Source organism: Streptomyces sp. 147326, assembly GCF_045000215.1.
Classification (GTDB): Bacteria; Actinomycetota; Actinomycetes; order Streptomycetales; family Streptomycetaceae; genus Streptomyces.
Map to the genome: position 1 here is coordinate 1,996,785 of NZ_CP134201.1, position 12,596 is coordinate 2,009,380.

Below are 12,596 nucleotides of genomic sequence, written 5' to 3' on the forward strand. Positions count from 1 at the left end.
GGAAGACCCCGGAGGGCCCGCCCGCTCAGGCGGGTCCTCCCTCGTACGGCGCGTCGCGGCGCCCGTCCAGCTCGAACCACACCACCTTGCCGCTGCCCAGGGCCAGCGCGTCCACGCCCCAGTCGTCGGCGAGCACCTGCACCAGCACGAGTCCCCGGCCGTGCGTACCGTCGTCGGCGGTCGGTACGTACGGCCGGGGCCTGCGTGCGGCGTAGTCCCGGACCTCCACCCGTAACCGCGTGGCGGCGAGACTCGCGGACACCTCCGCGCCCCGGTCGGTGTGGACGAGGGCGTTGGTGACGAGCTCGGTGATCAGCAGCTCGGCCACCTCGGCCGCATCGGTCCGGCACCGGTGGTGCATCAACTCCCGTAAGGCCCGGCGGACTTCTCCCACCGCCTTCAGGTCGGCCCGGCGCACGCTCCGGGTGATCCGCAGCGTGTCCACCGCTCCCCCGTCCTCACCGGCGGACGGTTCGCGCGGCACCGGCCTGCCTCTCCGCCACTGCTTCCCGTTCTTCGCCCCCACCCGCACGGCGATGTCCCTCCCCCGCGTCCATGCTCTCGAACAGGTCTACGGGATGCATGCCCCCCGGGGGGGTCCGCACTCCTGCGGGCTTACGGGCGGGGCACGTTGCGGAGGTTGGATCGAGCCATCTGGATCATGCGGCCCACCCCGCCGTCCAACACGATCTTGCTGGCGGACAGTGCGAATCCGGTCACCATCTCGGCGCTGATCCTCGGCGGAATCGACAGGGCGTTGGGGTCCGTCACCACATCCACCAGAGCGGGTCCCTTGTGCCGGAAAGCGTCCTTCAAAGCCCCTGTGAGCTGCTTGGGCTTCTCGACGCGGACCCCGTACGCGCCGGCCGCGCGGGCGATCGCGGCGAAGTCGGGGTTCTTGTTGGTCGTCCCGTAGGAGGGCAGGCCGGAAACCAGCATCTCCAACTCGACCATTCCGAGGGATGAGTTGTTGAAGAGGACCACTTTGACGGGGAGGTCGTACTGCACCAGGGTGAGGAAATCTCCCATCAGCATCGAGAAACCGCCGTCGCCCGACATCGACACCACTTGACGGTTCCGGTCGGTGAACTGTGCCCCGATGGCCTGCGGGAGGGCGTTGGCCATGGAGCCGTGGCTGAAGGAGCCGATGATGCGCCGTTTGCCGTTCGGGGAAAGATAGCGCGCCGCCCACACATTGCACATGCCGGTGTCGACGGTGAAAACGGCGTCCTCGTCGGCCAGTTCGTCGAGGACCGCGGCCACGTATTCGGGGTGGATCGGGGTGTGCTTCTCGACCTTGCGCGTGTAGGCCTTCACCACCCCTTCCAGGGCGTCCGCGTGCTTCTTCAGCATCCGGTCCAGGAAGCGGCGGTCCGTCTTGGTCTTCACCCTCGTGTTCAGCGCGCGCAAGGTCTCCCGTGCGTCTCCCCAGACCGCGAGGTCCAACTGGGAGCGTCGCCCGAGGTGTTCGGGGCGGATGTCCACCTGGACGATCTTCACGTCATCGGGGAGGAAGGCGTTGTACGGGAAGTCCGTGCCGAGCAGGATCAGCAGATCGCACTCGTGGGTGGCCTCGTAGGCCGCGCCGTAGCCCAGCAGCCCGCTCATACCGACGTCGTACGGGTTCTCGTACTGGATCCACTCCTTGCCGCGCAGGGCGTGCCCGACGGGCGCCTTGACCCGGCCGGCGAACTCCATCACCTCGGCGTGCGCCCCGGCCGTGCCGCTGCCGCAGAAGAGCGTGACCTTGTCCGCCTCGTCGACGAGCCGGACCAGCTTCTCGATCTCGCCGTCGCCGGGCCGCACCGTGGGGCGGGCGGTGACGAGCGCGTGCTCCACCGCCTTCTCCGGGGCGGGCAGGGCGGCGACGTCCCCGGGCAGGGCGACGACGCTGACCCCGCTGCGGCCGACGGCGTGCTGCACGGCGGTCTGGAGCAGCCGGGGCATCTGCGCGGGGTTCGAGATCAGCTCGCTGTAGTGGCTGCACTCGCGGAAGAGCTGGTCGGGGTGGGTCTCCTGGAAGTAGCCGAGGCCGATCTCGCTGGAGGGGATGTGCGAGGCGAGCGCGAGCACCGGCGCCATCGAACGCTGGGCGTCGTACAGCCCGTTGATCAGGTGCAGGTTCCCGGGGCCGCAGGAGCCCGCGCAGGCGGCGAGGCGGCCGGTGATCTGGGCCTCGGCCCCCGCGGCGAAGGCTGCCGTCTCCTCGTGGCGCACCTGGATCCAGTCGATGTCACCCGTCCGGCGGATCGCGTCCACGACGGGGTTGAGGCTGTCGCCGACGACTCCGTACATCCGCCGCACGCCGGCGCGCACGAGGATGTCGACGAACTGCTCCGCCACGTTCTGCTTGGCCATGGGGAGGCACCCTTCCCGGTTGCCGGTCCGGTCCGGTCCCGTCCGGCCCGGTTCTCCGTTGCGTGTGCCTCCCATCCAGCCACGGATGCGCCGGTTACGCCTCCCAGACCGCGGCGGCCGTGCGGTCGTCGGCGTACCCCTTGAGGCGGAGCTGGGTGTCCGCGAGGAAGGCCGCCAGGCCGGGCGGTTCCCCTTCGCTCCAGCGGGCGGCGAGCTCCGCCGTGAGGGCGGCCTCCTCCCGCATCGGCTCCGCCAGGCCGCCGGAGCACAGCAGCAGGGTGTCCCCCGGCCGGGCGACGGCCGCGCGGAACCGGAATCCGCCCTCGGTGTCCTCGGCCTGCCCGGCGGGTTCCAGGTCCTGCCACTGGCCCGAACGGAGCCGGAACAGCCCGCCCGCGCCGGCGCCGAAACAGACCCGCGTGCGGCACTCCGGGTCCACCGGTAGCAGCAGCCCGCGCAGCCCGGCGGTGTACGCCGCCTCGGCGAGCCCCAGATCGGCGGCGCGGGCCCGGAGCCGGCCGTAGCCCCGGTCGGTGAGCCGCTGGAGGCCCGAGCGCAGGGCGTCGCGGCGCCCGGCGCGGATGTCTTCGGCGAGCCGGCCCTGGCTCCGCCCGACGGCCGCCGCGACCGTGCGGCACAGCTCGGCGGCGGCCTCCGCGGCCCCGGGCGCGGCCCGGTCCCCGCCGGCCAGGGCCACCAGGACCAGGGCGTCGTCGCCGCCGCCGAAGCGGGCGGTGAGCAGGAAGTCCCGGCGGGCCTCGCCGCGGAAACGGGCGGAGTCCCCGCGCAGGGAGGCGGCGCGCAGGGTGTAGGTGCCGTAGCGGGCCCCCTCCAGCACGGTGTCCGGGGTCAGCCCGTCGAGGGCGGCCGGGTCGGCGGGCGGGAGCGCGCCCGGTTCGGCGGCGTAGGTGGGCGCGCGGTCGCCGAGGTGGTGCACCTCGGGCCGCCGCTCGGCGGGATCCTCCGCTACGGGTACGGGTACGGGTCCGGGTACGGGCGCGGCCGCGGGCTGCGGCACCTCCTCGGTCCGGTCCTCGTGGCGCGGCGCCCGCGCACGCCGGACCGGCAGCTCGGGCCCGGCCACCGGCGGCACGTCGACACCCCCGAGCGCGTACCCGGTGACCCCACCCGCACGGGGATCCCGCGGCCCGCCGAATCCCGCCGGGGGCGGGGGCGGGGCCGGGGGCGCAGGCGGGGCCGGGGCCAAAGGCAGCGCCGAGGCCGTCGACGGAGCCGCAGGCGGGGCCGGGGGCGCCGGCGGGACCGGGACCGGAGGGGGTGCCGGCGCCGGAGCCGAGGGTGAAGGCTGTGACGGCGCCGAAGGCGGGACGGAGGCCCAAGGCGGCTGGGCCGAGGCCGCAGGCGAAGGCTGTGGCGAGGCCGTGGACGAAGGCTGTGGCGAGGCCGTGGACGAAGGCGGGCCGGAGGCCGTCGACGGAACCGAAGGCGGGGCCGGGCTCGCCGGCGGACCCGCAGGTGTAGGCGGGGCCGGGGGCGCAGGTGTAGGCGGGGCCGGGGGCGCAGGTGTAGGCGGGGGCATAGGCGGAAGTGGGGGTGGCGGGGCGTATCGCTCGGCGGGGGACGGCAGTTCCGCTGCGGGCGGGTACTCCGGAGCCGGGCGCGGGCCCGGAAGCCCTGGCGGGGGCGGAGGCGGGACGTACCGCTCGCGGGGCGACGGCACTTCCGGCGCGGGCGGCGGCTCCGGAGCCGGGCGCGGGCCCGGCAGCAGCGGCTGTGTCCGTCCCGCGTCACCGGGCCCGTCGTCCCGCACCGGAGCCGGCCCCGGCGGGCCGGCGTCCTGCCGGAACGCGTCCGCCACGGGCGGCCGGGCGGGCAGGCCCGTGTCCGGGGCCGCGGCCTGTCGCGGTCCCGGCAGCGGTCCCCGCTCCGGCGCCTGCTCCGGCCCCCGCTCCCACTCCCGCTCCGGCGGAGCCGGTGACGCGGGTACGGCCGGGTCCGCCGTCACTCCCGCCGCCGAGCGGAACCGGTTGTCCAGGGTGTCCCCCGGGTCGGCTTCCGGCCCAGCGTCCGGATCCTCGTAGAGCTTCTGCCACCAGTCGTCCGCGCCCTGCTGACTCATGCCCTCATTCTCGGCCTCCCGCACGGGCGGAAAACGCGGAACGCACGAAATCGGCCTGGGGGAAAATCGGTCCGGCGGTCAACGCGGGTTCTCGTACGCACGGCGGGACTTGCGCCGGGCCGGGATCGCCGGGCCGGCAGCGGACCCCGGGCGCGGAGCAGACGCGCAGGGCGTGGCCCTGCCGCGTCGTACGGTCACGCTGCGGGCGAGCGCGGCCTGTTCGGCCCGTTCGACGGGCTCGGGCCGGCCGTGCGGAGGAGGCCGGCGACCGCGCCCGGCATGTCGAGGGCGACCGGCAACTCCGGGGCCGGGGCATCCTCGTGGCCGGCGACCACCGTGTGGACGGCGCCCCGGCTGGCGCCGTGCTCGCGGGCCGGGGCGGCGAGGAGCCGTCCGCCCGGCTCCGCCGTGCGTCGCACGGCGTCGGTCTTCCCGGTGAAGCGGTTCATACCGGCGTTCCCGTCAGGGTGTGCGTGATGTGGTCGCTGAGGTGGGGCAGCCAGTCCGGCCGCGCGTTACCGAGAAGGTGGTCGCCGTGCGGGACGGACAGGTAGGTGCCGTGCGGTGCCAGACGGGCCAGGGGCTCGCCGTTCGTCACGCCGGGGATGACGTCCTGGTCGCCGTCCACGACCAGCAGCGGGGCCGCGATCCGCGGGGCCAGGGCGGCAAGGTCCACGTGTCGTGCGAACTCGTGGGCGGCATCGGCTCCTCCGGTCCGCCGGGCCATGATGTCCCGTACCGGCGGGGGTAGTTCCTCCCAGTCGAGGCGGAAGGGACCGCTGACGGTGGCGACGGCCGCCACGCGCGGCTCGAGCGCCGCGGCCCGGGCCGCGAAATAGCCGCCCAGACTCAGGCCGACGAGCCCGATGCGTGCGGCGCCGAGGGCATCGACGACCCGGCCCACGACCCGCTCGTAGTCCGCCACGAAGGTCGTGGTGGCCGCGAGAACGCCCTGTCCGGGACCGTCCATCGCGAACACCGCCAGCCCCCTGGCCAGCAGCGCGGACACCAGATCGAGGAACTCCTCCTTGGCCGAGTCCAGGCCGGGGACAACGACCACGGTCCCCGGGGCGTCGGAGGGGCCGCGCAGCCAGCCGGTGAATCCCTCGCCGCTCACCCGCCTCGCACCGGGCTCCAGCACGGTGAGCGCTCTGCTCACGGCGTCATCCGCCTCGACGGCAGCACGATGTGCTTCCGCGTACGGCGCCAGGGTGGCCAGGTGGAACCACCGGGCCGCCATCAGCAGGTACTCGCCCGCCGAGCGGGATGATCCCGCGTCCTGCGCGCGGTGGAGGTAGCGGTGTCCCGTGCGAAGGAAGGCCGGCCCCCAGTCGGCGACGGAGGTGAGGCCATCGGTGACGCGCCGGTACTCGTGCGGGTCCACGCCCGCACCGGTGGCACGGGTCCACTGGGCGGCGGCGAACTCGGTGGTGCTCATCGTGCTCATCGCGCTCCTCCGGTCAGCAGGACGGCCTTGCCGCGTATCCGGCGCTCTCTGAGGTCGACCAGGGTGTCGGCGGTCTGCGCCCAGTCGGCGATGCGGCCGATCTCCGGATGCAGCCGGCCCTGTTCCACGAGGCTCACCAGGGCCGAGAGATCGGAGCCGTACGGGGCGCCGGCGTAGTGGAAATGCTGGATCGTGACGCGCTCGGGCCCGCCGAGGAGTTGGAAGAAGTCGAGGGACACCGGGGTGCGGCTCGCCTGGCCGAACCAGACGAGCAGGCCGCCCGGGCGCACCTTCGACAGGGCGCGTGCCAGATCCGGCCCACCCGTGGACTCCAGCACGACATCGAACGGTCCCTGAGCCGCCGCCACTTCGTGCACCACCTTCGCACCCAGTTCCGCGAGCCGCTCGCCGCGCGCCGGCGTGGCCGTCACCGCGGTCAGCTCGGCTCCGGCTCCAACGGCGAGCTCGGTGACGTAGTGGCCGACGCCGCCCGAGGCGCCGGTCAGCAGCACCCGTCGGCCGGCCAGAGAACCGGCCGTACGCAGCAGCCGCAGGGCAGTGATCCCGGCCAGGGGAAGAGCCGCCGCCCGTGCGCTGTCGACGCTGTCCGGGAGCAGCGCGAGCGAGTGCGTGGGCACGGCGGCGTACTCGGCCCAACCGCCCTGCGCCGGGTGCCCGACCACGCGGGTGCCGATGCCGGGGCCGGAGCCGTCGGCTGCCGCCTGTACGACGAGCCCTGCGATGTCCTTGCCGGGCAGCAGCTCCGGCCGGGGGCGTTCGAGAAGGAACGTCTCGCCCCGGTTCGGGGCGAACGCCTCGACTTTGATCAGTGCCTCACCGGGCTCCGGCACGGGCTGGGGGACCTCGGCGAAGGCGACCGGGCGCGCCGCTTCTCCCGTGGGAATCAGTCTTTGCATGGAGAGGATGCAACCCCACGGCCGCCCCGCGATCCAACAACGAACAAGCACAGCCGACAACTTTCGGTTGTCACCTAGGGTGGGAGCCATGGATCTCGACGTGGCGCAGGTACGTGCCTTTGTGCGCACCGCCGAGGAACTGCACTTCGGCCGGGCCGCCGGGACACTCGCGATCTCCCAGCAAGCGCTGTCCAAGAGGATCGCGCGGCTGGAATCCCTGCTCGGCACCGAGCTGTTCCGGCGCGGCGGCAACGGGGTACGCCTCAGCGAGGCCGGACAGCGTTTCCTCGCGCCGGCCCGGCAGACCGTGGCCGCCGCCGACGCCGCGGTCGCGGCGGCGGTCGGGAAGGAACGTCCGCTGCGCGTGGACGTCTGGGGGCACCTCTACGCGCCGATGCGGACGCTGGCCCAGATTGCCGGACGGGCCGGGGAGCTGGCGCTGGGGCACGGTCGCGATCTGCCGTCGGTGACGACGGCACTGCTGCACGGCGACATCGACGCGGCTTTCGGCCGAGTCCACCCTCCGCTGCCCGCCGGGCTGGCACACCGCCTCGTCCGCCTCGAACCCGTGGACGCCGTGCTGAGCGCGGACCATCCGCTCGCGGCCGAACCGGTGCTGCGGCCGGACCAGTTGCGCGGCAGCATGCTGTGGGCACCCGGTGCGCTCGACCGGCTCGACTTCCTCCACCGGTTCGCCGACCGGTTCGGCATCCGGAACACGGCCACGAGCGTCAACCTGGGGCTCGCCCACTTCCTCGCCGAGGTGGTGGAAGAGGCGCGACGCTTCTCGCTGGTGCCCGCCGATGTGCCACTGCCGGAGGTCCCCGGATTGCGCTCCGTCCCCCTGGTCGATCCCACGCCGCTGTACGCCTGGTCGCTGCTGTGGCGCACCGGCAACGGACACCCAGGGCTGAACGGCCTCGCCGCCGCCTGCGCCGAGGAAGCAGGGCGAAGCCGATGGCTGGAGTACGACCCGACCCGCGACTGGCTGCCTGAACCACCCACGAGCGGTCCCGGTCCCGGACGGGAATGACCTCGTCGAAGCAGGCAGCGCCGGCCCGCCTGCAGAGCCGCCGCGTTTCATGGGCGGCCCTCGTCCCAACGCCGGGTGACGGGCGCGTCGTTGCAAGTGTTCAGGCCTGCACGGTGGGCCGGACGACGATCTCGCTGACGTCGACGCCGTCGGGCACCTCGATCGTGTAGCCGATGGCCACGCCGCCGGCGAAGGGGAGCCGATCAACCTGGCGGCCCGGCCGGCCCACAGGGGTCCGTCTGACGCCCGGACGGGCTATGCGGCTTCGGGCCGGGCGGAAGCCGGTGCGTCGTTCGCTCGGCGGCGTCGGTGGTACGCGACGGTGAGGATCGCCAGGAGCGGGCCCCAGGCGAGGAGCGGGGCGTACGTCGTCCACAGCGCCCAGGCGGCCGGACCGCTGGTAGGGCCACCGTCGCCGTTCTCGTTCATCGGCTCCACGAAACCGAAGATCTGGTTCAGCAGGGCGTACGCGCAGAACATCATGATCAGCGCTGCCCCGAGTGCGGCCGGAACGACCACCGCCGGGATCGGGATCCGTTTGCCGTGCAGCCCCGGCACCCAGCGCGGGACGACTTCGCCCCAGGGCCGCACCAGCCCGAGGGCGAGCAGCGCGAGTCCTTCGGAGACGACGGACAGCCCGATCACGTACGGGCGTTCCCATGCCTCCCAGTGGTGGTCCGCTCCGTAGCCGGCCAGGCCCAGCACCAGCGCGATACGCCATAACCCGGACGGGAGGACACACAGCGGGATGGCATGGGCCACCCGGACCGCCCAGCGTGGAACGGGCTCGACGGGCTTGCGGCCGGCTGGTGCGCCGACCGACGTCTCGGCGGCCGTTGCTGCTGCGGCCCTGGCATGCGCGGTCATGTGTGCCCTTCCCGACGCGATCCGAAGTTGTCAATCCTCGCGTGCGGGGTGGGGACTCGGCATCCGCCGCCGGGTTGAGCCGACGGGCGACCACAGGATGACACCGCCGGGGCCGGCACGAAAGGTCCACCGGGCCGCCGCCCGGTGGACCCTTTCCGCTCCGCCCCTGCGGACTAGCGCACGTCGTACGCCCGCACGACCGTCTGGGTGACCGAGGCGCCCTTCGCGTCGGTCAGTTCGGCCTTCAGGGACACCGGCTTGCCGGAGGCTCCGGCGTGGTCCACGACCGCGGTAAAGCGGCCGCCGTGCTCGCTCACCTTCGCCTGGATCCAGTTCTCACCGTCGTAGGAGTACGACAGCTTCGCGGACTTCAGGGCGCCCGGCACGTGGCCCGCGTGCCCGGTGACGTCCAGCCCGATGCTCTGGCCGTTCGCCGCCGCCACCGTCTTCATGCCGTCGAGCGGTGCCGCGTACCGCGGGAAGAGGACCGGCAGGCCCTGCGAGTACGCCGACGCGTCCAGCTTCGAGGTGAAGCCCCAGGTCGTCTGGACGGAGGTGGACCGCTGCCAGACCCGGGCGGGCGGGCCGATCTTCTCGATGTTCTGGGTCAGTTCGTAGCGGCTCTCCTCGGCCGGGACCTCGAAGACGCCGAACGGGTACCAACTGTCCCCGATGACCTCGCCGTTGCGCTTGAGCTGGAGCCCGCCGATGTCACCGAAGGAGCCCGGCTGCGCGGCGTGGGCGCCGTCGCCCCACATGGCGGGGGCGAAGCCGATCAGGTTGCCCTGCCGCACGGCGGCGAGGGTCTCCCTGCCCGAGAGGTCGCGCGGCGCGACCGGCCCGGTGATCCCGTCGTACCAAATCACCTTGGTCTTCTGGCCCTTGGTGTAGGTCCGTTGCTCGCCGACCATGAACTCGCCCCAGGGGAAGCTGCTGGAGAGCATCTGGTCCCAGGCGGTGTCCCCGGCGGAGTAGTAGTCCGTCCGCGTGCCCGGCGCCGCGACGGTCTCGATCCCGCCGAAGTACACCGCGCTGCCGATCGGCCGGTAGGCGCCGGCCAGGTCGATGAAGTCGGCTGCCACGCCCATGGAGTTGTAGGCGGACTCGACCTGGCCGAGGTCGCGGTCGCGCACGCGGTAGGTGCGGCTGCCCTTGACCTCCCCCGTCTCGGGGAAGGCGAGGGAGTAGACGTACGGGCTCTTCGCGGTGGCCTTCCAGGACAGCGTGACCTTGCCCGTCTTCAGCCTGGCCAGCAGCGCCTGCCCCTCGGCGGCCTCGACGCGCCGACGCGGCCCTTGAGGTCGGGGTGGTCCAGGTCGGTGCCGGTGTCGAGGACGGCCACCTTGGTGCCCTTGCCGTCGTATCCGGCGGCCCAGGCGGCGGTGGCGGCCACCTGCTTCGTGGAGCGCTCCAGGTTCGCCCGGACCTTGCCGTCCAGCCACAGCTTCTTCAGCCCGCCCGAGAAGGAGCGCGCGCGGGCGTCCGTACCGGTGACGTCGGCCCAGAAGGCGGCGGCCTGCTGCTTGTCGGCGGCGAGCGCGACGGCGCCGATGGAGCCGAGGACGAGCGAGCGGTCCGCGCCGCGGGGTGCGGGCGGGGCGCTGCGCGCCACGTTCACGGAACCGTCGTAGACCGCGATGAGCGGGAGCTTCTTGGTGTGCGCGTCGTCGTAGCCCTGCCGGACGAGGCCGGTGACGTTGAAGAGCTCGTGGTCGACCCGGCCCGCGGCGAGCGCCTTGACCGCGCTCTCGGGGTACACGTACAGGTCCGTGCCGGACTGTCTCGTCTGCACGAGCGGCTGCGAGCCGTCCTCGCGCGGCATCGCGGTGGCGGCCGTCCGGCCGGCCGCGTCCGTGGAGACCAGGATCCGGTCACCCGTGACGAGGGTGACGGTGACCGGGGCCGTGGGCTGCCTTCCGGCCGCCTCGCTCCCGACGAGTGGTCTCTTTCCCGCTCCAGGTGCTCCGTCGACCGGCTGCGCCGTCGACGGGCCGACGGCGGTGACGGCAAGGACGGCCGCGGTGGCCGCCCCGAGTGCCGTACGCGATATCGGGCGCATCGCTCTCCCCAGGTGAATTCCGGCCAACTACTGCATTGCACGGCAAAGCTGCCGCGTAAATGGCTTCTGGCCAGCGGATGTTGGTGCTGCGGTGGCGCCACCTTGGCAGAGGGGCGGGGGGTGCGGCGATGATGTCCGCGGCGGGTTTGCGCCGTGGCCGCTTCCCGCCAGGAGCTGTGTCGAAAGGTGGTGGACGGGTTGCTGGGTGCCATAGGCCTCGACGAGGGGCAGGAGTCGGCGTACCGCGTGCTGGTGGCGCTGGGTGCGGCGGAGGTGCCCGACCTCGCGCACCGGCTGACTCTGCCGGTCCCGCAGACCGAACGGGCCCTGCGCCATCTGGAGCGGCACGGGCTCGCGGCGCAGTCCTCGGCCCGGCCCGGGCGCTGGGTGGCGGCCCCGCCCGGGGTCGCGCTCGGGGCCCTGCTGACCCAGCAGCGGCACGAGCTGGAGCAGGCGGAGCTGGCGGCGGCGCTGCTGGCGGAGGAGTACCGGGCGGAGGCGGCCGAGCCGGCGGTGCACGACCTCGTGGAGGTGGTGCAGGGTGCAAGCGCGGTGGCGCACCGCTTCCACCAGATCCAGCTGGGAGCCGAGAAGGAAGTGTGCGCGCTGGTCAGCGGCCGGCCGCAGGTGGTGACCGGGACGGACAACGAGGCCGAGGACCGGGCCTCCGTACGCGGTGTCGACTACCGGGTGGTGATCGAGCGGGAGGTGCTGACCCTGCCGAGCGGGATCCGCGAAGCCTCCACGGCCCTGGGCCGGGGCGAGCAGGTCCGGGTGACCGGGCAGGTCCCGACGAAACTGGTGATCGCGGACCGGACGCTCGCGATGGTCCCGCTGACGGCCCGCGGCGCGGAGCCGGCGGCGCTGGTGGTGCACGCGTCGGGGCTGCTGGAATCCCTGACGGGCCTGTTCGAGGCGGTGTGGCGGGAGTCGCTGCCGCTGCGGCTGGGGTCGGCCGGCTCGGCGGAGGAGTCCGACGGCTGCCCGGACTCCACGGACCTGGAGATCCTGTCCCTCCTCCTGGCGGGCATGACGGACGCGAGCGTGGCGAAGCACCTGGAGCTGGGCCTGCGGACGGTGCAGCGGCGCGTCAAGGGCCTGATGGAACTGTCCGGGGTGACGACACGCCTGCAGCTGGGCTGGCACGCCTACGAACGGGGCTGGGTGGCCCGATAGGCCCTGGTCGGTCACGCTGAGCAGATGGATCTGCCTCAGCTGCTCCTGGTGGGGCTGGTGCTGCTGCTCGGGGTACTGGGGGTGCTGGTCCCGGGCGTGCCGGGCACCTGGCTGGTGTGGGCGGGGCTGCTGTGGTGGGCGCTGCACGTGCGGTCGGCGCTGGCGTGGTCCCTGCTCGTCTCCGCGACCGCCCTGCTGCTCGTGGTCCAGGTGGTGAAGTGGCAGCTGCCGCCGCGGCGGGTGCGGGGGCTGGGGATCACCCCCCGGATGGCGGTGTTCGCAGGGGCCGGCGCGGTTCTGGGCTTCGTCCTGATCCCCGTACTGGGGGCGGTCCCGGGCTTCGTGGGCGGCATCTACCTCTGCGAGCGGCTGCGCCTGGGGACGCACGGCGAGGCGTGGGCGTCGGTACGGGCGGTGATGCGGGCGGTGGGGACGAGCGTGCTGGTGGAGCTGTTCGCGTGCCTGCTGGTGGCGGGGGCGTGGGTGGGGGCGGTGGTGGCGGGGTCGTAGTGCCGCGGGAGGCCCCCCTTCGGAGGACGCGGAGGACGCGGAGGACGCGGAGGACGCGGAGGACGCGGAGGACGCGGAGGACGCGGAGGACGCGGAGTGCCCGAAGGCGTCGGAGAGAGCTTCGATCCCGCTCTCCCCGACGCCTGCCG

Annotated in this window: 13 protein-coding genes; 3 read left to right on the plus strand and 10 right to left on the minus strand. The window is 73.5% G+C overall.

What is annotated here, in order from left to right:
- Positions 1–25: 25 nt before the first annotated feature.
- The 6 genes from RIU97_RS09000 to RIU97_RS09025 form a co-directional block, all read right to left on the minus strand.
- Positions 26–418 carry an ATP-binding protein gene (locus tag RIU97_RS09000; RefSeq protein WP_404962792.1) on the minus strand — a complete coding sequence of 131 codons (393 nt, stop codon included), beginning with the start codon at positions 416–418 and terminating at the stop codon, positions 26–28.
- 197 nt (positions 419–615) lie between these two features.
- On the minus strand, positions 616–2,358 hold the full coding sequence (locus tag RIU97_RS09005) for a pyruvate dehydrogenase (protein WP_404954977.1): 1,743 nt from the start codon (positions 2,356–2,358) through the stop codon (positions 616–618).
- Positions 2,359–2,452: 94 nt separating this feature from the next.
- The gene (locus tag RIU97_RS09010) at positions 2,453–3,451 is read right to left on the minus strand and encodes a protein phosphatase 2C domain-containing protein (RefSeq protein WP_404954979.1); all 999 of its coding nucleotides are present in this window, start codon (positions 3,449–3,451) and stop codon (positions 2,453–2,455) included.
- 1,181 nt (positions 3,452–4,632) lie between these two features.
- A complete protein-coding gene (locus RIU97_RS09015) occupies positions 4,633–4,887 on the minus strand; it encodes a hypothetical protein (protein ID WP_404954981.1) in 255 nt (84 codons plus the stop codon).
- Positions 4,884–5,876, minus strand: a complete 993-nt coding sequence (locus RIU97_RS09020) for an alpha/beta hydrolase family protein (RefSeq protein WP_404962793.1) — start codon at positions 5,874–5,876, stop codon at positions 4,884–4,886. The genes RIU97_RS09015 and RIU97_RS09020 overlap by 4 nt, the downstream gene beginning before the upstream one ends.
- Positions 5,877–5,881: 5 nt before the next feature.
- Complete coding sequence (locus RIU97_RS09025) at positions 5,882–6,802, minus strand: zinc-binding dehydrogenase (RefSeq protein ID WP_404954982.1); 921 nt, start codon at positions 6,800–6,802, stop codon at positions 5,882–5,884.
- A gap of 88 nt (positions 6,803–6,890) precedes the next feature.
- On the opposite strand from RIU97_RS09025, the gene RIU97_RS09030 reads away from it, so the two are divergent.
- Positions 6,891–7,835 (plus strand): LysR family transcriptional regulator, encoded by a 945-nt coding sequence (locus RIU97_RS09030; protein ID WP_404954984.1) that lies wholly within the window; start codon positions 6,891–6,893, stop codon positions 7,833–7,835.
- Between the two features lie 100 nt (positions 7,836–7,935).
- Here RIU97_RS09030 and RIU97_RS09035 read toward each other — a convergent pair whose 3' ends face one another.
- The 4 genes from RIU97_RS09035 to RIU97_RS09050 form a co-directional block, all read right to left on the minus strand.
- Positions 7,936–8,064, minus strand: a complete 129-nt coding sequence (locus RIU97_RS09035) for a hypothetical protein (RefSeq protein WP_404954986.1) — start codon at positions 8,062–8,064, stop codon at positions 7,936–7,938.
- Between the two features lie 26 nt (positions 8,065–8,090).
- On the minus strand, positions 8,091–8,702 hold the full coding sequence (locus RIU97_RS09040; RefSeq protein ID WP_404954988.1) for a hypothetical protein: 612 nt from the start codon (positions 8,700–8,702) through the stop codon (positions 8,091–8,093).
- 173 nt (positions 8,703–8,875) lie between these two features.
- Positions 8,876–9,835 carry a hypothetical protein gene (locus tag RIU97_RS09045; protein ID WP_404954990.1) on the minus strand — a complete coding sequence of 320 codons (960 nt, stop codon included), beginning with the start codon at positions 9,833–9,835 and terminating at the stop codon, positions 8,876–8,878.
- Between the two features lie 107 nt (positions 9,836–9,942).
- Positions 9,943–10,761: a hypothetical protein gene (locus RIU97_RS09050; protein WP_404954992.1), complete on the minus strand. Its 819-nt coding sequence runs from the start codon at positions 10,759–10,761 to the stop codon at positions 9,943–9,945.
- Positions 10,762–10,959: 198 nt separating this feature from the next.
- Here RIU97_RS09050 and RIU97_RS09055 point away from each other — a divergent pair, with 198 nt between their 5' ends.
- Positions 10,960–11,937 (plus strand): helix-turn-helix domain-containing protein, encoded by a 978-nt coding sequence (locus RIU97_RS09055; RefSeq protein WP_404962794.1) that lies wholly within the window; start codon positions 10,960–10,962, stop codon positions 11,935–11,937.
- Between the two features lie 24 nt (positions 11,938–11,961).
- A complete protein-coding gene (locus RIU97_RS09060; RefSeq protein ID WP_404954994.1) occupies positions 11,962–12,447 on the plus strand; it encodes a DUF456 domain-containing protein in 486 nt (161 codons plus the stop codon).
- The last annotated feature ends 149 nt before the right edge of the window (positions 12,448–12,596 follow it).

Excerpts from the sequence above, each read along its gene's own strand:
- RIU97_RS09015 (WP_404954981.1), bottom strand. The coding sequence starts at position 4,887 with ATGAACCGCTTCACCGGGAAGACCGACGCCGTGCGACGCACGGCGGAG.
- RIU97_RS09020 (WP_404962793.1), bottom strand. The coding sequence starts at position 5,876 with ATGAGCACCACCGAGTTCGCCGCCGCCCAGTGGACCCGTGCCACCGGT.
- RIU97_RS09030 (WP_404954984.1), top strand. The coding sequence starts at position 6,891 with ATGGATCTCGACGTGGCGCAGGTACGTGCCTTTGTGCGCACCGCCGAG.
- RIU97_RS09005 (WP_404954977.1), bottom strand. The coding sequence starts at position 2,358 with ATGGCCAAGCAGAACGTGGCGGAGCAGTTCGTCGACATCCTCGTGCGC.
- RIU97_RS09060 (WP_404954994.1), top strand. The coding sequence starts at position 11,962 with ATGGATCTGCCTCAGCTGCTCCTGGTGGGGCTGGTGCTGCTGCTCGGG.
- RIU97_RS09040 (WP_404954988.1), bottom strand. The coding sequence starts at position 8,702 with ATGACCGCGCATGCCAGGGCCGCAGCAGCAACGGCCGCCGAGACGTCG.
- RIU97_RS09025 (WP_404954982.1), bottom strand. The coding sequence starts at position 6,802 with ATGCAAAGACTGATTCCCACGGGAGAAGCGGCGCGCCCGGTCGCCTTC.
- RIU97_RS09050 (WP_404954992.1), bottom strand. The coding sequence starts at position 10,761 with ATGCGCCCGATATCGCGTACGGCACTCGGGGCGGCCACCGCGGCCGTC.